Annotated in this window: 24 protein-coding genes; all 24 read right to left on the reverse strand. The window is 39.4% G+C overall.

The features are described from left to right. Positions 1-59 precede the first annotated feature (59 nt). Positions 60-800 (reverse strand): hypothetical protein, encoded by a 741-nt coding sequence (locus RDV49_RS09195; protein WP_003006218.1) that lies wholly within the window; start codon positions 798-800, stop codon positions 60-62. A 162-nt stretch (positions 801-962) separates the two neighbouring features. Continuing rightward, the gene (locus RDV49_RS09200; protein WP_230454160.1) at positions 963-1652 is read right to left on the reverse strand and encodes an SMI1/KNR4 family protein; all 690 of its coding nucleotides are present in this window, start codon (positions 1650-1652) and stop codon (positions 963-965) included. Between the two features lie 60 nt (positions 1653-1712). Then, entirely contained in the window at positions 1713-1997 is a 285-nt protein-coding gene (locus RDV49_RS09205) for a hypothetical protein (RefSeq protein ID WP_003006210.1), read from the reverse strand. A 99-nt stretch (positions 1998-2096) separates the two neighbouring features. Next, positions 2097-2537: a hypothetical protein gene (locus RDV49_RS09210; protein WP_003006207.1), complete on the reverse strand. Its 441-nt coding sequence runs from the start codon at positions 2535-2537 to the stop codon at positions 2097-2099. Positions 2538-2550: 13 nt separating this feature from the next. Further along, positions 2551-3090 carry a hypothetical protein gene (locus RDV49_RS09215; RefSeq protein ID WP_230454159.1) on the reverse strand — a complete coding sequence of 180 codons (540 nt, stop codon included), beginning with the start codon at positions 3088-3090 and terminating at the stop codon, positions 2551-2553. A 332-nt stretch (positions 3091-3422) separates the two neighbouring features. After that, a complete protein-coding gene (locus tag RDV49_RS09220; RefSeq protein WP_003006202.1) occupies positions 3423-3812 on the reverse strand; it encodes an Imm50 family immunity protein in 390 nt (129 codons plus the stop codon). Between the two features lie 73 nt (positions 3813-3885). Beyond that, a complete protein-coding gene (locus RDV49_RS09225; protein ID WP_003006201.1) occupies positions 3886-4512 on the reverse strand; it encodes a hypothetical protein in 627 nt (208 codons plus the stop codon). A gap of 1 nt (position 4513) precedes the next feature. After that, positions 4514-5041, reverse strand: a complete 528-nt coding sequence (locus RDV49_RS09230; protein WP_003006197.1) for an Imm26 family immunity protein — start codon at positions 5039-5041, stop codon at positions 4514-4516. 19 nt (positions 5042-5060) lie between these two features. Beyond that, positions 5061-5621: an SUKH-4 family immunity protein gene (locus tag RDV49_RS09235; protein WP_003006193.1), complete on the reverse strand. Its 561-nt coding sequence runs from the start codon at positions 5619-5621 to the stop codon at positions 5061-5063. A 72-nt stretch (positions 5622-5693) separates the two neighbouring features. Then, positions 5694-6503 (reverse strand): pentapeptide repeat-containing protein, encoded by an 810-nt coding sequence (locus tag RDV49_RS09240; protein WP_310744348.1) that lies wholly within the window; start codon positions 6501-6503, stop codon positions 5694-5696. Positions 6504-6837: 334 nt separating this feature from the next. Beyond that, positions 6838-7548, reverse strand: coding sequence for a hypothetical protein (locus RDV49_RS09245; RefSeq protein WP_003010611.1), 711 nt, complete (start codon positions 7546-7548; stop codon positions 6838-6840). Positions 7549-7655: 107 nt separating this feature from the next. Then, complete coding sequence (locus tag RDV49_RS09250; RefSeq protein ID WP_003010609.1) at positions 7656-8150, reverse strand: hypothetical protein; 495 nt, start codon at positions 8148-8150, stop codon at positions 7656-7658. Positions 8151-8447: 297 nt separating this feature from the next. Further along, positions 8448-9263 (reverse strand): pentapeptide repeat-containing protein, encoded by an 816-nt coding sequence (locus RDV49_RS09255; protein ID WP_310744349.1) that lies wholly within the window; start codon positions 9261-9263, stop codon positions 8448-8450. 78 nt (positions 9264-9341) lie between these two features. Next, complete coding sequence (locus RDV49_RS09260; protein WP_003006189.1) at positions 9342-9635, reverse strand: DUF7716 domain-containing protein; 294 nt, start codon at positions 9633-9635, stop codon at positions 9342-9344. A 247-nt stretch (positions 9636-9882) separates the two neighbouring features. Continuing rightward, positions 9883-11241 (reverse strand): sensor histidine kinase, encoded by a 1359-nt coding sequence (locus RDV49_RS09265; RefSeq protein WP_003006185.1) that lies wholly within the window; start codon positions 11239-11241, stop codon positions 9883-9885. Beyond that, on the reverse strand, positions 11213-11887 hold the full coding sequence (locus tag RDV49_RS09270) for a response regulator transcription factor (RefSeq protein WP_003006182.1): 675 nt from the start codon (positions 11885-11887) through the stop codon (positions 11213-11215). Before RDV49_RS09270 ends, RDV49_RS09265 begins: the two co-directional genes overlap by 29 nt. Positions 11888-11976: 89 nt before the next feature. Beyond that, positions 11977-12546, reverse strand: coding sequence for a PepSY domain-containing protein (locus RDV49_RS09275; RefSeq protein ID WP_003006179.1), 570 nt, complete (start codon positions 12544-12546; stop codon positions 11977-11979). Positions 12547-12724: 178 nt separating this feature from the next. Next, positions 12725-13057, reverse strand: a complete 333-nt coding sequence (locus RDV49_RS09280; protein WP_003006173.1) for a hypothetical protein — start codon at positions 13055-13057, stop codon at positions 12725-12727. 27 nt (positions 13058-13084) lie between these two features. Then, on the reverse strand, positions 13085-13783 hold the full coding sequence (locus RDV49_RS09285; protein WP_003006171.1) for a 3-oxoacyl-ACP reductase: 699 nt from the start codon (positions 13781-13783) through the stop codon (positions 13085-13087). Beyond that, positions 13776-14012: a DUF2829 domain-containing protein gene (locus RDV49_RS09290; protein ID WP_000141913.1), complete on the reverse strand. Its 237-nt coding sequence runs from the start codon at positions 14010-14012 to the stop codon at positions 13776-13778. Before RDV49_RS09290 ends, RDV49_RS09285 begins: the two co-directional genes overlap by 8 nt. Before the next feature lie 104 nt (positions 14013-14116). After that, a complete protein-coding gene (locus tag RDV49_RS09295) occupies positions 14117-15508 on the reverse strand; it encodes an APC family permease (RefSeq protein WP_003006167.1) in 1392 nt (463 codons plus the stop codon). Between the two features lie 245 nt (positions 15509-15753). After that, positions 15754-16584 (reverse strand): hypothetical protein, encoded by an 831-nt coding sequence (locus RDV49_RS09300; protein ID WP_003006164.1) that lies wholly within the window; start codon positions 16582-16584, stop codon positions 15754-15756. Continuing rightward, positions 16581-17381 (reverse strand): hypothetical protein, encoded by an 801-nt coding sequence (locus RDV49_RS09305; RefSeq protein WP_003006161.1) that lies wholly within the window; start codon positions 17379-17381, stop codon positions 16581-16583. The genes RDV49_RS09300 and RDV49_RS09305 overlap by 4 nt, the downstream gene beginning before the upstream one ends. Next, positions 17375-17704 carry a PadR family transcriptional regulator gene (locus tag RDV49_RS09310; RefSeq protein WP_023917534.1) on the reverse strand — a complete coding sequence of 110 codons (330 nt, stop codon included), beginning with the start codon at positions 17702-17704 and terminating at the stop codon, positions 17375-17377. Before RDV49_RS09310 ends, RDV49_RS09305 begins: the two co-directional genes overlap by 7 nt. Between the last annotated feature and the right edge of the window lie 242 nt (positions 17705-17946).

The following is a 17946-nucleotide window of genomic DNA, read 5'->3' on the forward strand; positions in this document are numbered from 1 at the left end:
ACTAAAGGTTCGTTTATTCTGAAGACATCGGTCATAAAAAGCTGTATTAAAGGCATTTTTTACCCCTCACGCATGCAAACATGTGATAATTCTCTTCTAAGAAGATCTCTTTGCTTTTGATTCGTTCTTCCCGTTGTTAAAAATCGAAGATGTTTCAGACCCTTCAGGTAGCTAACTGTTGATGCGTAGTTAAAAATAGACGTATCGACAAAATCTAAAAAACGGAGCTCACTAGATGGATGGATAAAATCCAATTCTGGTAATTTTTTATTTGACGTAAATGAAAGATAGAGCAACTGATTTAAATCTCTAATAAAATTAAAGTTAGGCAACTTTACACCATAATCAAAGTGCAGATAACGCATGCCTTTATGAAAAGAAATGTTCTCTATCGTTTCCAAAATTGTCATGGAAGATATCCCTAGAGCTTTCACACAATCATTCTGGGGTAAGATGATCTTTCTTACTTTTCTAGCCCCAACTATTAAAATCTTTTCTACTTGTTCATATTTTGAAAAGTCTAGCACATCAGATTTACTTCCCATCAAGTAAATCACCCTCGTATTGCTAGGTAAAGAAAGCTGGTTAAAATCTACATCTTTCAGCATATCCTCTGGGTTTTCGACAATGTACTTTTGTCTTAATAAGCGATTGATATCGATAAATTCTTTATAAGTCAATTTTTCATCCAATAATGGTGCAATCTCTTCAATAGAATGCAGAGGCTCCATTGCCATTAGATTCTCTCTTTCGGAAAATCCTTTTTTAATGATCTCTAAATATTTATCTAAACTGGTCATTATTCACCTCTTTTCATGAATAAAATGCTTCGTTTTCTATTTTCAACCTAAATCATTTTACAATGACACCCTGACTAGAAGACTAAATCATCGCTTGTCGCCAAAAGGTTAAAATCACGAATCTTCAGAGTATTTTTTCTAAATAAACTATATCCTGCTTGCTCAATCTCGATCAAAAATGACCTTGACTCTGGCTCTACCCGAAGCGTCTAGATATTGCTCTAGTTTCGTAATAGACTCCTCTGAATCAGACAATTGAACAAACAAATCCCCATTGATGGTCATGACATCCTTTGTCGGTAAAAGCATGAGATTTTCAACACTTGGATCATTCACTATCATTAAGGAAGGGGAATAAATACAGCTTCTGGAGAGGTCTAGATTTCCAAATCGTTCCCTAGCAGAAACAAAAATAGATTCCATCCCACCTTGGGCTTTCAGAATAAATTCCCTCTCAAAAAATGCTTCAAAACTGTCGTAGATCTCGATAACATCCATAGTAATCCCATCTAAATAATAAACTTGATTACTTTGAATGTTCCCATCCTTCAATCTATAAGCGAATTGATCTCCAATAGCAGACATACCAAAAAAATAGTAGTCTGATACATAATCTCTCCAGACGTCTTTCCATAGCTCATCCGAATTCCAGGAATCTAGCGTAATAGCTTGAGTAGAATCCGTCCCAAACAAGCGATAATAGCCACCATAAAACTCCAAGCCATTGGTCATGGAGAGCAAATCCAGGTGAGCTTGAGGAAACTGTCTGGCTTTGAGTTTTTCTAGTTCAAAAGCTGAGGCCCCACTTTCTTGTATGACCAGATCCTCACAACATTTTAAAAAATTCTTCATTTTCATTTGCTTCTCATCTCTTCATCTTTGGGATTATATTTGGCTATTTTCAACTGACGATTACGTATCATTCTGACCGCTAGCGACAGCCTGAGCCCAAATTCGTTCAAATTCCTCTTGACTAATCTTGATGGAGTCTGATAGATCCAACACATCTTTTCGACCATCATAGAGTAGAAACCCTACTTCTGGAACATAATCCTGTAGACAAGAAGAAGCATAAGAGCGCCCATTCAAAACGTTAATTTGTCGACTTGCACGCTGACCAGTAAACTCTGTATAAATAACTCCTAGGCCTGACATAAACTCGCTATTGCCATAATAATAATATTCTTTTTCACACATTAGAATCTTCCTTTACCATTTGTCTCTCCAAGAATGGCATTCTTTCCTCTTTGGTGCTTTCATCAACTAATTCAATGTTAAGCTTTCACATTATAGAATCTACGGGTTCTTAGCCTTATTCTCCAAGACTCTCACTTCTACTTTATCCTCCGCTAAATGGAGATCCAATACTTTTTCCTGATCTCGAAAGAAAAGCGTCAGGTCCTTAGTAGAAAATTCAGTAAAATAAGAGGGCAAAAAGTCATCCAGGGACTCCATTTGAAACAAGACATAAATCGGTAAAAATTCCCAAAAAACTAGGATAAACTGACTGCTATTGCCAACTAGACTTTGAATTAAACTACTTAAATCTTGAGTAGTGTGGGCAAGAGGAAACTCATTAAAGCAAGGAAGCGGAGAGTCTATAGGATTCAACTCCCTAGCATACCAAGCAATTTCTTTAGGTTTATCGGTCAGAAAATGAACATCCTTAATCCCCTTCAACTGATTGATTCGTTTTTCTACTTTTAATAAAGATAATCTCTTTTTTAACTCACTCATTGTTTGTGCTCCATCATTCTGAAACAGAAATTTTGCTCACAACCTCATTCTCTTTATCCAACAGATATAGGAAGTTACCTTTTGCTTCCAGTCTACCAAGTTTGGCCCCATAGTCCATCTCGTGAGCAGGGTAGGATTGAATCAACTGACGGATGCTCTTATCCTTATGCTCTATCTTCCAAAACAAATCCACCTTATCCAGCTGATGCTCCACTTGAATGGAAAAGATCGTGGATTGGATCTTCTTCCTTTTCCACTCCCAGCTATTTTCATAATCGTTTTTCTCTATTTCATTGACTACATCCTCTATCAAGGAACAAGGAATGGAGAGCTCCTGAAACACGCGCTTTACCCCTTTTACCAAGGTCTCTAAGAGCATCTTTTTCTGTTCCAATGGACTCGAGCTTTCATAGCTAGAAAAATCAAATAAGACCTGAACAGTATAGACACCAAGTAGATTCATGATAGCTGGATTGCCAATCGTATCTACACATTCTACGATGATTTTCCAACAATCCTGGGTTATAACTGGTTTGAAAAGCCGTTCTACCATAGAGGTCATACATTTGGATTCATATGCGAACACTCTTCGCAGACCTTTCCAATTCTGTCGGTAGTCCTCAATTCTAGCTTCCTCGTAAGTTAACGCAGCTGAGTCCATCAGCTCCTCAATCCTCTGTTGATTTTCTACATAGGGCTTATCTAATTCAAAATACTGTAACTTCATATTCGTGGTCTCGCAGTGTTTTTCTTGTATAAAGGTTTAGGTCAAAGTCTAATGTTTGTGCTCTTCCTTCACTTTTTTCCATAGTCGTGGTGTACCTCCTAATAATGGAGGATTGTTTGATCATCCTGAATCTCCGCAAATAAGCTAGGAATACATCTTTAAGTATCAATCTTCACAGGAGCAATCTCAGCAATTCTAACAAAATCAGAAGATCCCGATAACATCACATCATTTTGGTTTATAAAATTGAAATCAACCTTATTCTCTAAAAAGAGCAGCTCCAGTTGTCCATTCACCTTATGAATCCCCTTAGAATAAAAATGGATTTCATCTAAATTAAAAAACTCTAAATTAATTTTTATGGCATTGAATGCACTTTTCTGCCACTTTTCAGGAAAATTAGTTGGGAAATCAAATACATAAAGGACAAGATCTAATTTGTAATCGTAACATAATACAGTATCAAGAAATACATTATTCAATTCCAATTCACCATCAAACAAATGAATAATCTTTTCCTTCCCCACTGCTTTTTCAAACCATTTCACAGTATGAACTCCTTTTTAAAAATGAATAAAAGACTTGTTTTTAAGAGTTATTGTTTCTCTCTTTAAGTAGATTTTAGAATAGACTAACTCTTCTGCCGTCCTTTCCTTTTGTAACGTCATTGATTAAGTCCTTGACGATAGATATATCGAACTGACGAGAAAAGTCAACAATTTTCTGGCGATTCTCTTCTGGATATAGATAAGATGCTGCTAAAATAAATAAAAATGGATTTATGACTTGACCAATATGCTCAAGATATTTAGGCTGAGTCACATAAGACATAATTTTGTTAAAATCGTCATCTTTCAGCACAATCTTTCTCTGATATATCGCTGCACAGGCACCTGCAGCTTGAGATGAATTATTCGATTCCAAGGACTCATAAACAAAAGACAAATTCTCTGTTTCTAAATTTTCTAGATAAGCAATCGCTACTGCTAGAGAGCGATAGGTTACAGGGGTTGGAATATCTCTCAGTAGCAATGACTTGAGATAGGGGATTTCTTCTGTACAATCCGTTGCGGCCATGGCGTAGAGTAAGTACATTTGTGATTCCCACGATCTAGGTTTTTCCATCTCGCCCTCCAAGGCTTGATGCAAGAATGGTCCATATCCTTTTAGTTTACCCTTTAAAATTTTTTTCGCAGCTTTTTTTACCAAGGGCGTACGTCCTGAAGTTAACTCATCTACATAGTCCATCTCAAACTCCTTTATTTCCTCTGCTTGCCAGTTCTTCTTCCAGTATTCTGTTATAAACTATACTTCCGACACAGGCTTCCCAGTCTAGGTCGTCAACTTCTTCCCTAGAAAAAATCTTAGGTTCTGTCCTACCATCTAGCCAGACATTCCCAAAGTGAAGACCATTTGGGTCTCCCCATTTAAAGGCTAAATCCTTAAAAGGGCTTGGATCAAAATCCACTTGGTGACCAATTATCTGCCAAGACCATACTGGACTTCGATCAAACAAGGTGTAGGAATCTATAATGATGGGCTTACCTATAAATTGAGCACGACTTAGCTCCTCAACTGTTATAGTAGGACTTGCTTGAAAGATATCGAAAAATTGAATGACATGACCAACATTCACTTTTCCAAGAATTTGACCAAATACAAACATTTCCTCCGAAAATTGATAGCAAAAAATATCACCAATTTTAATAAATCGCATTTTTGTTCTTGGCTTTTCATTCCACTCACGAATCTTTATCTGGGGCAATTTTTTCTGCATAATTAATTTAAATCCATTCCTACTGCTCTTTATTTATGATATGAAAGAGATCATCTCTTAGAACAATTCCATCGTCTTCTATCAAATAGGCCATGTGCTCCCAGAAGGGTAATTCTTGTTCAAGGGGAGCTTCTAAGGCAAGAATTTGATGCATCAAGTTTGCTGCAATTTCTTCGACTTCATCTTGCTCAATCTCATAAAACTTTGCTTTCAAAAGAAAGATGCTTGATAGAAAGAGCGAATAAGAAGAAATAAAAGCTTGCAAGGAAGAATTGACAAAAACTCTTTCTTCTTGAAAAACTTCCCTACCTTCTTGATTGCAAAGTAAGAAGACTTGCTCCTCTTCTCCTATTACAAAGGCACCTAAAAAACACTGACCAAAAAGTCTATAGCTCTCTTGCTCTTTCCTTAGTTTTACTAGATCAGTAGCTACTTTGACAAAAGAAAATCCCATTTTAGAATAATCCTCTAAATATGCCAAAAGGTTGAAACGGACCTCATCCAGACAAAATGGTTTCTCCTCTGTAGATACCACACAAAAACCTTGCTCCTTCACTAATTCATTGATATTGACTGTCATTTCTCTATCCGATCTCCCTTTTCTTGCTTACCTATTTGCAACTATCTCAGTCATTTTTCAAACAAGAGCTAGTTACTTCCATTCAAGTCCCAAACACCTAGACACATCCTCAAAATAATCATCCCAGGCCCATTTGTAATCTTTGCGACTCATCAAGTAATCCACATACTTTTCATTCATCCAACTTTCTGTATAAATAGAAAGGGCCTGCCTTTTTCTATCATCTTGGATTGTCGCAATTTTTTCCTGAGCCTTCTTTGACCGTTCACTCAGATTTTTTATATAGAGAATATCTGGATCCGAGGGACAAATGGTCTCTGTCAAATCACACCTTGTAAACTCGACAAAACTGAGATGAGCCTCTGATAGATCTGCATATAACTTTTCTACTTTCTTTGTTTTCGACCCAAAGGTACATTCAAACAGTTTTCCAACAATTTTATTCTGCTGAAATTCTGGTAGAGGAAAGAAAATATCGTTCATCCTACACTTTTTAAAGAGACAATCTCTCATCTCGCTGACATTCTCTAAAAGAGGACGCTTCATCTGACAAGAAAGGAAGGTAGACGATATTATGTGACTGTCATAAAATAATGTTCCCTTTAAATTGCAGCTTTTGAAAGTACAGTTTCGAATAACTGTATGATTTTTAAAGCCGATATCCCTTAAATCGCAGTTTTCAAAAACGACATTCTCAAAGATACAGTTTTCAAATATGACTCGTGAACTCTCTAGTATACTGATGCTTGTATCCTTAAAGTGCTGATTACTAATGAAACGAATCCTACTCGCTTCCTCTATTAGATTTTCAATCGATAGCTTCTCACCACTGTTTAGGATGACCTGGCCATCCTTTATGATAATCCCATCTTTCTCAACCATATCCTGCTCCATCTTCTAGTGCTTCTCTTGTCATCGACTAGACCTAGTAGTAAGCGACTTCCCCTATACCATATTCTAAAATTTCAAAACTATTGAGGGAGAATTTAAGTCCTCTACCATGCTCCGAATCCTCTCTCAGTCCAAATTCCAAGCCGAAAATTAAGTCAACGTCACTTTGTTCAGACAAGATAAAAATGGAAAGGAGTCTTGCATGTGATAGATCTGTAAATTCCTCCTGAATTTTTTCCAAAGCTTTTGGATACCATACTGATGATTGATCCAGTAGATGATCGAGAATATCATAAAATAGAAAAAACTGTTCTTATTGAATTCCTCATGTAGCATAATATTCAAACTCCTCAAACAACTCAAGCATATTTATTTTATCTATTGTTCGATACTTCTTCGGAATTTTTTTACAGTTTGTCTCAAACCATTCAAAATAAGCATTTTTCCATCTAGTAAACTGTTCCATTGCAACACGGCCTTTAGCCTTTTCTGTCACTTCCATTGCCCAAGACACATAGAGATCAAGATAAGCTGGTATTGTCATTCTATCTGGTTGCCAATCACTCAATCCTGCCTCATCTTCAAAAGCGATTTCAATGTATTCAAGCAAAGCTTCAAAATATACATCGATTGCTAGTGCAATATAGATTTTTCTTTCTGGGAAATCTAAATAGGCTAGCTGTTTAAAACCTATCTCATAACCCTTCGGAGTATTTCTAAAAAAGAAATACTTCAAAATAACATCTAAAGTTTTTGCAAGTATTTCTGACTGAATAGTATGACCATCAACATAGTTTCTTAATAGTTCTTGCCACTCATCATTCATTTCTTGCGTAAATTTATGTTGCTCTGTGGGGAAACGTGCTAAATCAATAGCCAGAATAAACATATGTCCCAACATCTCTTCCTCTAGCAGATTTGTTAGAGCCAATTCTTCCATTTGTTTACTTATGGTTTTCAATGCTCTTGAGTAAATACAATTATGAGCAAAAGTTGCACTATCATTATCAAAAGGGGATATTCCGTATTTTGCCATTTTTATTTTCCTTGAATTTCAGCTAAGACTTCTCAATAATCTTAATACCTCTATACTTCTTTTCTATTGAATTGATTTCCACAATCAGATTATCATTACAATAGAAATTAATCATCCAAACGTGTTTTTACCTTTGCCTCCATCCAATCTAATACTCTAGGATCGGACTCTTTATATTTTTTCCCATAGATAAGAGCAAAAACTTCTAGCAAATCATAAACTGGCTGTAAAGGATATTCTTCCTTATACTTCTTGCTTGGCATTTGTCTGCAATTCTCATCTCGATACATTAGGTTATAGTTTCCAACATTTCGAAGTAGTAACTGATCCTCTTCCTCAAGGATAGGCCTATACCCTAATTTTTCCCATAATCCCCATTTCATAAAATAAGTACTTGAATAAATCGCTTTTTTTGTGTCAAATTCAATACTATCTATATCTATATCTTCAAGATTTATTGCTTCCTTTGATAACACATAAGCGCACAATCCTTTAGTTTCGTAACTTAAATAGATTAAATGACAAGCAAAACATGGATCCGATTGATAAGGAGGTGTTAATAGGAAAACCTCTCCTTCCGTTAATTTGATTCTTTCTTTCATCAAAGGTTCCTCTCTCAGATTTTCTCAGCACTAGTTTCCATATCCATTCTTCTTGTATAAAACTAGACTTTTTCTTTCTCAATCGCCTAGCTTTAGACTAGGGGAAATCATGTCATTCTTTCAGCATGCATTATCTCTTAATGAACGAGCTAACTAAATCTATTTTCACTTCAGATAAGAAATAAGCTGGGCTATTCCACTATCATCACATGTTTCGACAATTAGACTTTTCAATTCCATAAATTCTCGGTCATATAAAAGAGGATTACCATTATCCACTTTGGTACCAAAGTCTTCCTAGTGGTTATCCCATTCAAGACCCAAGCACCTAGACACATCCTCAAAATAATCATCCCAGGCCCATTTGTAATCTTTGCGACTCATCAAGTAATCCACATACTTTTCATTCATCCAACTTTCTGTATAAATAGAAAGGGCCTGCCTTTTTCTATCATCTTGGATTGTCGCAATTTTTTCCTGAGCCTTCTTTGACCGTTCACTCAGATTTTTTATATAGAGAATATCTGGATCCGAGGGACAAATGGTCTCTGTCAAATCACACCTTGTAAACTCGACAAAACTGAGATGAGCCTCTGATAGATCTGCATATAACTTTTCTACTTTCTTTGTTTTCGACCCAAAGGTACATTCAGACAATTTTCCAATAATTTTATTATTCTGAAAAGCTGGTAGGGGAAAGAAAATGTCGTGCATCCTACACTTTTTAAAGAGACAATCCCTCATCTCACTGACATTCTCCAAAAGAGGACGCTTCATCTGACAAGAAAGGAAGATAGACGATATAATGTGACTGTCATAAAATAAAGTTCCATTTAAATTGCATCGTCTGAGAGTACAGTTTCGAATAACTGTATGATTTTTAAAGCTGATTTCCCTCAAATCACAGTTTTCAAAGAAGACATTCTCAAAGATACAGTTTTCAAACACGACTCGTGAACTCTCTAGTATTCTGATGCTTATATCCTTAAAGTGCTGATTACTGATAAAACGAATGCTTCTTGCTTCCTCTATAAGATTTTCAACCGATAGCTTCTCACCACTGTTTAGGATGATCTGGCCGTCCTTTATGATAATTCCATCTATTGCTTTCATAATATACTCCATCTGCTCTCGCTACAACTTTGGGTTGTTATCTTAGTAAACTCCTTGGTTCATTATCTAGTTCTATATTTAATCATCAAAAGGCATAAAGCTATCATGCTGCTGATAATAATTCAAAGCCTCGACCAAGTCTTGGTGACTAGCATCTGGCTTTTCTTCAAGCGCTACGGTGAGGACATCAATCAACTGTTCTCCATAGTAGACTAGCTGAAGATCTTGCTCCGCAACATCTGTCGGGTAGACATCACGGTCATCTACGACATCTGGATAATCCGATATCCAATAGAGCCTATCTAGTGCTAGTTCTCCATCCTCCTTACCATAGAGGCAAAAATCATCTGAAGAAGACTCGTCCACACGCATCTACTCGATGATCTGCTCTAGTGAAAGTTCTTGGTGTTTCCGCATCTCTTCTCCTTTTTGAGTCTCTCTTTCCATAGTTTGACCTCCATATTACAGGTCCCTTTTAGGCTATCATACCATAAGATTCCCTTTCCATAAAGCTAAAACAGAAAATGAGCCTAGCGGTTTTACTAGACTCATTTTATCCTTATTATTTCACTTTATTATTTTCCCTTTTCAACCCATACTGATCGCTCAATCAACCGTCTTAGACAGAAGTCTTGTCCTGGATCTGTGGGAAAGTCACACGAAAGAGACTTCCTTTTCCTTCTTCAGAGATGATTTTCACCTCTGCTCGATGGAGGTCTGCAATGTCCTTAATAAAGGACAACCCAAGTCCGATACCACTATTGAGGCCCTTGTTCCGAGAATCCTCCACCTGATAGAAGCGATCCCAAATCTTGCCCAAATGGTCTGGCGCAATCCCAATACCATCATCCGCTACCTTGAGAACAGCACCAGCTGGACTAGCCACCAAGTGGATGGCAACCTTGGTCTTGGTAAATTTCACTGCATTGCTCAATAGATTATCCAGCATCCGAGTGACCAAAACAGCATCCCCCTGAATCCAGAGGTCCGGCTGAATGCTCACTTCAAAGGCTATGGGGCTTTCGCCCCACTTTCTTTCCTGTCCCTGACAATAATCTGACACCAGGGTTGATAGACAAACGGGTTTTAAATCCGACCACTGCAGGTGTTGGGTCTTGGATATTTCCAAGATCTGCTCGGTCATCGATTTCATTAATTTAGCCTGCCGATGAATGACCGTCAAAGATTCCTTGGTCTCCTCTAGGTTATCTGCATATTTGGAGCCAAACTCACTCTCCGAAACGATGACTGACAGAGGGGTCCGCAACTCATGGGATACATTTTGGTTGAATTGCTTTTCTTTCTCAAAAGTCGACTGAACAGAAGAAATCAAATTATTAAAGACCTTGGTAAGACGAGACGTTTCTACATAATCCTTCTGATGCTCGGTCGACACGCGCTTACTGTAGTCTCCGCTCTCTGCAATTTCCTCTGCCATTTGGGTCACCTCTCTGATCGGCAGAAAGGCCTTACGAAGGATCCGACGTCCACCCCAGGCCATCCCAAGGATGGACAGAGGAGCTAGAATGGCCAAGGAAAGAAGAAAGATACTTAATTCTCTTCCTAGACCAGAAGCAAGGCGCACGCCCCGTATCCATTTGCCCTCACTTTCATTATAGACATCAAAATAATAATAGGTTGCTTGGGAAGAGGTATACGTCGACAATTTCCCAGACTCAAAGCCAGCATTGATATCAAAGCCACTTGGCAGAGCACCCTGCTCCAACTTCATGTTTTGATTGTAGAGTGCAAAATAATTGCCGTCATCAAAGGGCTCAAATTCCTCAAGGTCTGAAGCTACTTCCATGGTCTTCTGCTCCAGTTCCCCACGTGAGCTATAGCTGGACCAGGCTCCGGAAATGATAAAAGAAGCACAAAACATAAGAACAAAGAGAAAAGAAACAAAGAGGGTATACCACAATGTCACCTTAGAAACGATGGAGGGAGACTTAGAGTCCTTCTTCATTTTTGAAAACATAGCCCATCCCCCTTTTTGTCTGAATAATCGATGGATTACCTAATTTTTTGCGGATATTCTTGACTAAAACATCAATGATATTAGACTCTCCAACATAATCAAAATCCCAAATATGCTCACGAATCTGTTCCCGACTTAAAACCACATTGGGATGGCGCACCAGACACTCTAGTAACTCATACTCCTTGGAAGTCAGGTCAACCAAAACACCCTTGTGTTGGATGGTCTTTTTTGCCAGGTCTAAGGAATAGTCACCAAATTGGACCAGGTTGGTCAAGTTTTCTCGATTATTTCGTCTCAGCATGACGCGAATCCGAGCCAGTAATTCATCAAATTCAAAGGGTTTGACCAAGTAGTCGTCTGCACCAGCATCCAGTCCTGTTACCTTGTCTTCTAGGCTATCTTTAGCCGTTAGCATCAGAACTGGGGTCTTAATCTGATGATTTCTCAAGTAGCTCAATACCCCCAAACCATCTAGCTGCGGCATCATAATATCTGAAATAATCACGTCATACTGGGACACACGAATGTAGTCCAAGGCCTCCTGACCATCATAGGCCGCATCAACACTATACTGCTGGGTTTTCAGTAATTTAACGATGCTACGATTCAAATCTACTTCGTCTTCAATCACTAATACTTTCATAGCCACTTACTCCAAATTTCTTCCCTTATTATACCATGCTTCCATAAAAAATCTCGGCTAGGAAAAGCCTAGTCGAGATCTTACTCTAGTTAATCGTGATCCAGCTCCACATCTTCTTCCAATACGGTACCTGTATTGGCATCTAACTCTAACTCAATTTTTTGATTGCCTTCTCGCAAGCTAACGCTATAGACAAGTTTACCATCTTCTACATCTAACTCTACTTTTTCGATACTAGCATTCGAGTATTTTGATTTCAGCTGGCTCTCTACCTTAGCCAAGTCCAACTGAACACTTGCTCCGATTAATTGCTGATCTTCACGATCCTGACTCAGATCCTTAGTTTTTGACTTCAAGATAGCACCAGACTGGCCATCGATCTTATATTCTTTTTCATTTTTTCCATCCAAGATGGTCACTTCATACACTGCTTTTCCATGTTTTTCTTCTTGCTCGTAGCCAATCACTTTTCCACCCTTAGCTTCTTTCAGAGCTTTTTCTTGAGCTTGTGCAAGGGTGACAGATGCAGTCACTGTTGAAGAAGTAGTCTTTTTACTTGTTCCAGTATTGGCAAAGGCTACTACAGAGCCTAGAGCGGCAGTTGATAGAGAGAAGATTGCGAGACTTGCAACGGCTTTTTGTTTAATTGATTTTTTCATGTTAGTTTCCAACTTTCTTTTTTTCTTATCAAGTTCTTCTTGATGATTCTATTTTATCTAAGAAAGATGAATCCAAAATGAATGAGAAAAGATTTTTTAAAAAATTTTTTAAAAAAGACTGAGTAAATCGACTAGCTATTTGCAACTCGATTTCTCAGTCTCCTTTCTATGTTCTATCTTACTCCTCCTGCAAGATCTGATTAATAAAGTCTGCAATTGATTCAGCTACCTTTTGCATTTCGAGAGAACCTAGCGCACCTAGATCATTTTCATAAATGCTATCGTCCCCATTCTTTTTGAGGAAATAGGCCAGATCCCCATCTTGACCGATCATAAAGAAATCTGGTTCATCCTCATCAATCTGGTAGGTTTGATTGCGTTCGGTAAGATCCTCTTTAGCATAGAGGTAAATACCTGTCTCACCAATGTCATAACCTGGCTGATCCCCTAAGTCATCAAGAAATACCTGATATCCTTTCGGCAAGGAAAAACCAAAATCATATTCGTGCATGCTTTAACCTCCTGCTTTCTCAGTTCTCTATTTCAAACTCCAGCCACCATCAATCGTCAGGATTTGTCCCTGCATGGCAGAGGCCTTCCCACTAGCCAAAAAGAGACTGACTTCTGCCACTTCCTCTGGCTCAATCCAGCGTTTGATAGGCGTTTCACTGGCTACCCAGTCTGCTAAACCTCCTGGTTCAAAATCCGCTGCGGTCATGCCTGTTTTAACGGCCCCAGGAGCAATGCCAAAGACTTGAATGCCAGATTCTGCATAATCCAACGCCAGCTGTTTGGTAAAGCCTGCTAGAGCATGCTTGGAGGAAGTATAAGCGTGACCGCCACCTCCTGCTAGGCTAGAAGCAATGGAGCACATATTAATGATGATCCCTTGCTTCTTCTCCAACATTTGAGTCAGATAATGCCGTGTCAGCTCTACCGGAGTCACATAGTTGATCTCAAAGATTTCCTGAATCTCCTGAGCGCTTTGCTCAAGAAGCGGTTTGTAATCATCCAATACTCCCGCTGTATTGCACAAGACATCTACCTCAGGACACCAGTCGAAGATTGGTGTCAAATCCAAGATTAAGTCTCGCTGTAAGAAGTGAAAATCGCCTGGCAACTGAGGATCCGCTCCTTGGTCCACTCCATAAACCTGATAGCCCTTTTCTAAAAACAAACGAGCTTGCGACAGACCAATCCCGGAGCTCACGCCTGTAATCAAGACCCCTTTAGTCATGTACTTCCACCCAATCTGTCGCTAGAACATCACAAGGGGTTGGACTCCACATGGAGAAACCTTCACCCTCACCAGAGACGTTGATGAGGAAATAAGGCGTCACTTCTAGAGCCACCCCATTTTGCTCGATGGTATCAAACAATTGGACATAGTTTTCTGCTCCACCCCAGCCTGTACGTACATATTTTTTCTTGGCCTTTAAGCCTGGTAAAATCTCTTCAAATGTCATGATTTTCTCCTTTGTTATCTAGTTAACTTTCTCCCTTTATTATACCAAAAAAAGAGCTTTCCCTATACAAAAAGCCAGAGTTCTTCTACTCTAGCTTTCATGTTTTATTGATTTTCTTCTGAGTGGCGATAGCCATAACCGAAATAAATTCCGATCCCGATCAAGAGAGCAACTCCGAAGGCCAGCCAGGTTGATAGGGAATACTGGGTCATAAAGGACACACAGACCACAATCGATAGGATTGGCAAGACTGGAACCAAGGGTGTTTTAAATTCACCAGGTCCAGGAGCCCCGTGTTCCTTGCGCAATTTCAAGAGGGCAAAGGCCAACATAACTAGGTAAGCCAAGGTACAAATATTTAAAAAGGAAGCGATACTAGCTAGCGGAAAAACTCCACCAGCAATGGCAGCCATCAATCCAGCGACCAAGGTCGCATTTTTTGGAATTCTAGTTTTTGGATCGAGCTGTTTCATAGCTTTTGGCAAAAGTCCATCCCGCGCCAAACTGTATATCATCCGTGAAAGGGCAAAGGTCATGGAAATGCAGACGGTGATCAGGGTTAAAATCGCTACCAGCGATACATAATTCCCTGCCCAGCCGGCTCCGACCTGACGGAGGGCAAAAGCAACCGCATCATCTACATTTAAGTTCTTAAAAGGAACCATGCCGGTCAAAACCAAGGTAACCAAGATATAAAGAACCGTTGTGATCAAAAGACTAAGGACGATGCCGCGAGGAACGTTCTTTTGTGGTTCCTTGATTTCATCGACCGCCATTGAAATGGACTCAAAACCAAGAAAGGCAAAGAACATGAGCGAAGCGCCAGCCATAATCCCTGTTTGACCACCATAAATTTCGCCAAAGCCATAAGGGGCAAAGTTTGCCCAGTTACCAGGATTTAGGTGAAAAATCCCGACAAGAATAAACAAGGCCAGAGCTGAGAACTTGAGTAAGACCAGCAAGGAATTGAAGCGTAAGACGGCTTTTGCATTCATAAGGACCAAGGCTGTGACTAGGACCATGACCAAAATAGGTAAGAGATCCACATAAGTTCCCGCAGCTGGATCAAAAGTCCCATTTAAAGCCGTTGGCAGACGCCAGCCAAGATTGGCCAACAACCCCTTGAAATAAGCAGCCCAACCTGAGGCTACCCCTGATACGGCGGTCATGAATTCCATCACGGTCAACCAACCTGCAATCCAGGCTGGAAACTCTCCAAAGATGGTATAGAGGTAACTATAGGCTCCACCAGTTGAAGGAATGCGAGAGGCAAATTCTGCAAAGAAGAGGGCAGATAAACCCACGCAAAATGCCGCAATCACAATCGAAAGGATGAGGGCTGGACCAGCTAAATTCGCCGCTGCAGTCCCCGTAATCGTGAAGATCCCTGTCCCCACCATGGCACCGATTCCTAAAATAATTAAATCCCACAATCGTAAATGGCAGTTTAACCCTGGGTGAACCTGTCCCAAAGCCTTTTTTCGAAATAGATTCATGTATATTCTCCCATCTATTGAGTTTATTCTATCATACTTGGAAGAGAAAAGGGAGTGAGACAGAAATCGGTAATTCGTTAGAATTCGATTTCGTCGTCCCACCTCCGCACAGTTGAGTATGGCTGTAAAAGCTGATGAAATCAGCGTAGTAGAGCCCACTCAACCACTGCGTCTTGCTCGACAATCCAAAAACAATTGAGGACAATTGAGATGCTAGGACTTTTGTCCCAGCCCGCCTTTTCTTTCTATTTATCACTTTCCGTCCTATTCTTTTTCAAAGAACGAATCGTAAACCAATAATAAATAACCAGCCCAAAGATGATGATCACTGTGGGCAGAAGAACTGTCATACCAAGATTCTGAACTCCTTGTGCCAAGGTCCAGCGATGTAAGAATCCAACCACTAAAAAGGCAATGATAGGAAAGACGAAGGCTCTGCCAAGCTCTTCTTTCCATTGCCAAAGAATGAGAGCTCCACTAGCTCCTGTCATAAGGAGAGTATCCCATGGATTCGGCACTGTCAACCAAGCAAGTGCTGGTAAGAAACGGACCCCCACGATCTCACTAGCGAAATAGACTCCTAAAACCAAAACGATTGCCACATGGATTACTTTTTTCGACTTTACTTCTGCAAAAATGAGGCGACGAAGGAGATAGAAGAGTAGCCCAATTGCTAGGAGTCCCAAAATGATGTCGGTTAAATAGACTAGAGGCTTGAGCACAAGGACCGCTTGTGAAGCAAAATCACTTAAGAGGCGATAAAAAATCACAATTCCCGAGATGATCGCCCCATATTTTAGAACAGATCGCGTGGATTCTTTAGGCATGTTCTCTATGATTTGGTCTGCCATTTCCTTTGGATCGAGACCAAAATAGTCCTTGGCCGTCCATCCATCCGCTCCTGCTTGCGAAAAATCTAGTGCTAAATTATAGACCTGCTCTCTCAAAGCCTTCTCCTCATATAAGAAACCGGCGAAATTGAAATAATCCCATAGATCTTGGAAATAAGCTTGGTCCTCTTGGCTAAAGGTTTGAACCAAAGCCTGCGTTTCTTCATAATAAATAACTGATGTCATCTTTCTTCCCCCTTTCTTTGGAGACGAAATACAACGAAGGTAAGGACTAGTCCTATGAGAGGAAGTAGCCAGCCTAATAAGTGAGCAGTTTCCTGATTCACAAGACGAATCCAGCATCCCGTAACTAGGAAAGTCAGGCCCATGACTAGTAGACTCGTCATCAAACGCTCCCTGCTTCTATAAGCCATAACCGCAAACCCAAGTAGGACTAGGACAGCAAGAACAACCGCCCAACCATCTGATAAGAAGAGACTCCCAATGTGGCCAAAATAAATCGAAAATAGTCGTACGATGTTCAGAAATACCATCAGGCAGATCACACTGATAAAAATAGCCCAAGACCACTTCATTTCACCATAGCTCTGTTTGGACCAAAGCCACGTGATGAACTGGCTAAACACCAAGAAATTGAGGAGAATGACAATATAGGTTAAGGGTTCGATTTTCAGTGGTGTCATCCAGGTGAAATCCATTAAATAACGCATGCCAACTAAGATCACTCCAATTAGGAAGACGAGTCCCACATAAGATCCTAAAGAGCGTTTAGGCAAATCTGAAAGAACTTGATCCACCATCGCCCGTGGATCCTTTCCAAAATAATCCACTGCCCGAATGCCTTCTTTCTCAGCAACTTTTAGGTCGCAAACCATATTGTAGAGTTGTTCACCAAGTGCTTCATCATCATAAAAATAGGACTTAGCCCCAATATAAGCGACCATTTTTTTCACATAGGCTTGATCCTCTTTCTTTAAATGAATCAATTCATCTGACATTTTTTCTGTATAACTTTCTACCATTCTTCTCCCTCCTTCTTGATACGTTCTACTTTTGTGACTAGCTCCTGCCACTGGTCCCAAAATTCCCCTAAACGCTCTTTTCCAGCATCGCTGAGTGAAAAATACTTACGATCGGGACCATCTGGAGACGGCCTCATTTCCCCATGAATAATTCCTTGTTTTTCTAATTTTTGAAGTAGGGGATAAATGGTCCCAGCGACAATCTTATCAAATCCCATCTCTTTGAGACTTTGAATCAATTCGTAACCATAGATGGCCTTTTTGGAAATAATCTCCAGCACACAGCCCTCCAAGACTCCCTTTAGTAATTGGGACTCCTTCATCCTTCTCACCTCTTTCTTCACATATTCACTAGTTTGTTTTACATACTAGTTTATTCACTATCAGTATACTCTTTCTCAACTAGTATGTAAAGCAAAATAGTAACTTTTAAAAAAAAATTTTTATTCCTTAAAAATCCCTTAAAATCAATGCTTTCACTGTATACTGGTGTGTAAATATGCAAAAAAAGTTCAAAAAACACTTTATTTTATAGATTGATTGGAGTATAATAATTAAAATTATT

The sequence above is a fragment of the Streptococcus parasanguinis genome, assembly GCF_031582885.1.
Taxonomy (GTDB): domain Bacteria; phylum Bacillota; class Bacilli; order Lactobacillales; family Streptococcaceae; genus Streptococcus; species Streptococcus parasanguinis_M.

What these genes read in the sequence shown, in the direction of transcription:
- RDV49_RS09230 (WP_003006197.1), bottom strand. Translation starts at nt 5,041, where the DNA reads ATGCAGAAAAAATTGCCCCAGATAAAGATTCGTGAGTGGAATGAAAAG.
- RDV49_RS09275 (WP_003006179.1), bottom strand. Translation starts at nt 12,546, where the DNA reads ATGAAAAAATCAATTAAACAAAAAGCCGTTGCAAGTCTCGCAATCTTC.
- RDV49_RS09280 (WP_003006173.1), bottom strand. Translation starts at nt 13,057, where the DNA reads ATGCACGAATATGATTTTGGTTTTTCCTTGCCGAAAGGATATCAGGTA.
- RDV49_RS09285 (WP_003006171.1), bottom strand. Translation starts at nt 13,783, where the DNA reads ATGACTAAAGGGGTCTTGATTACAGGCGTGAGCTCCGGGATTGGTCTG.
- RDV49_RS09270 (WP_003006182.1), bottom strand. Translation starts at nt 11,887, where the DNA reads ATGAAAGTATTAGTGATTGAAGACGAAGTAGATTTGAATCGTAGCATC.
- RDV49_RS09240 (WP_310744348.1), bottom strand. Translation starts at nt 6,503, where the DNA reads ATGGTTGAGAAAGATGGGATTATCATAAAGGATGGCCAGGTCATCCTA.
- RDV49_RS09255 (WP_310744349.1), bottom strand. Translation starts at nt 9,263, where the DNA reads ATGAAAGCAATAGATGGAATTATCATAAAGGACGGCCAGATCATCCTA.
- RDV49_RS09225 (WP_003006201.1), bottom strand. Translation starts at nt 4,512, where the DNA reads ATGGACTATGTAGATGAGTTAACTTCAGGACGTACGCCCTTGGTAAAA.
- RDV49_RS09290 (WP_000141913.1), bottom strand. Translation starts at nt 14,012, where the DNA reads ATGACATTTGAAGAGATTTTACCAGGCTTAAAGGCCAAGAAAAAATAT.
- RDV49_RS09250 (WP_003010609.1), bottom strand. Translation starts at nt 8,150, where the DNA reads ATGAAAGAAAGAATCAAATTAACGGAAGGAGAGGTTTTCCTATTAACA.
- RDV49_RS09235 (WP_003006193.1), bottom strand. Translation starts at nt 5,621, where the DNA reads ATGACAGTCAATATCAATGAATTAGTGAAGGAGCAAGGTTTTTGTGTG.
- RDV49_RS09195 (WP_003006218.1), bottom strand. Translation starts at nt 800, where the DNA reads ATGACCAGTTTAGATAAATATTTAGAGATCATTAAAAAAGGATTTTCC.
- RDV49_RS09215 (WP_230454159.1), bottom strand. Translation starts at nt 3,090, where the DNA reads ATGGTAGAACGGCTTTTCAAACCAGTTATAACCCAGGATTGTTGGAAA.
- RDV49_RS09310 (WP_023917534.1), bottom strand. Translation starts at nt 17,704, where the DNA reads ATGAAGGAGTCCCAATTACTAAAGGGAGTCTTGGAGGGCTGTGTGCTG.
- RDV49_RS09260 (WP_003006189.1), bottom strand. Translation starts at nt 9,635, where the DNA reads ATGCGTGTGGACGAGTCTTCTTCAGATGATTTTTGCCTCTATGGTAAG.
- RDV49_RS09245 (WP_003010611.1), bottom strand. Translation starts at nt 7,548, where the DNA reads ATGGCAAAATACGGAATATCCCCTTTTGATAATGATAGTGCAACTTTT.
- RDV49_RS09265 (WP_003006185.1), bottom strand. Translation starts at nt 11,241, where the DNA reads ATGTTTTCAAAAATGAAGAAGGACTCTAAGTCTCCCTCCATCGTTTCT.
- RDV49_RS09295 (WP_003006167.1), bottom strand. Translation starts at nt 15,508, where the DNA reads ATGAATCTATTTCGAAAAAAGGCTTTGGGACAGGTTCACCCAGGGTTA.
- RDV49_RS09200 (WP_230454160.1), bottom strand. Translation starts at nt 1,652, where the DNA reads ATGAAGAATTTTTTAAAATGTTGTGAGGATCTGGTCATACAAGAAAGT.
- RDV49_RS09300 (WP_003006164.1), bottom strand. Translation starts at nt 16,584, where the DNA reads ATGACATCAGTTATTTATTATGAAGAAACGCAGGCTTTGGTTCAAACC.
- RDV49_RS09205 (WP_003006210.1), bottom strand. Translation starts at nt 1,997, where the DNA reads ATGTGTGAAAAAGAATATTATTATTATGGCAATAGCGAGTTTATGTCA.
- RDV49_RS09210 (WP_003006207.1), bottom strand. Translation starts at nt 2,537, where the DNA reads ATGAGTGAGTTAAAAAAGAGATTATCTTTATTAAAAGTAGAAAAACGA.
- RDV49_RS09305 (WP_003006161.1), bottom strand. Translation starts at nt 17,381, where the DNA reads ATGGTAGAAAGTTATACAGAAAAAATGTCAGATGAATTGATTCATTTA.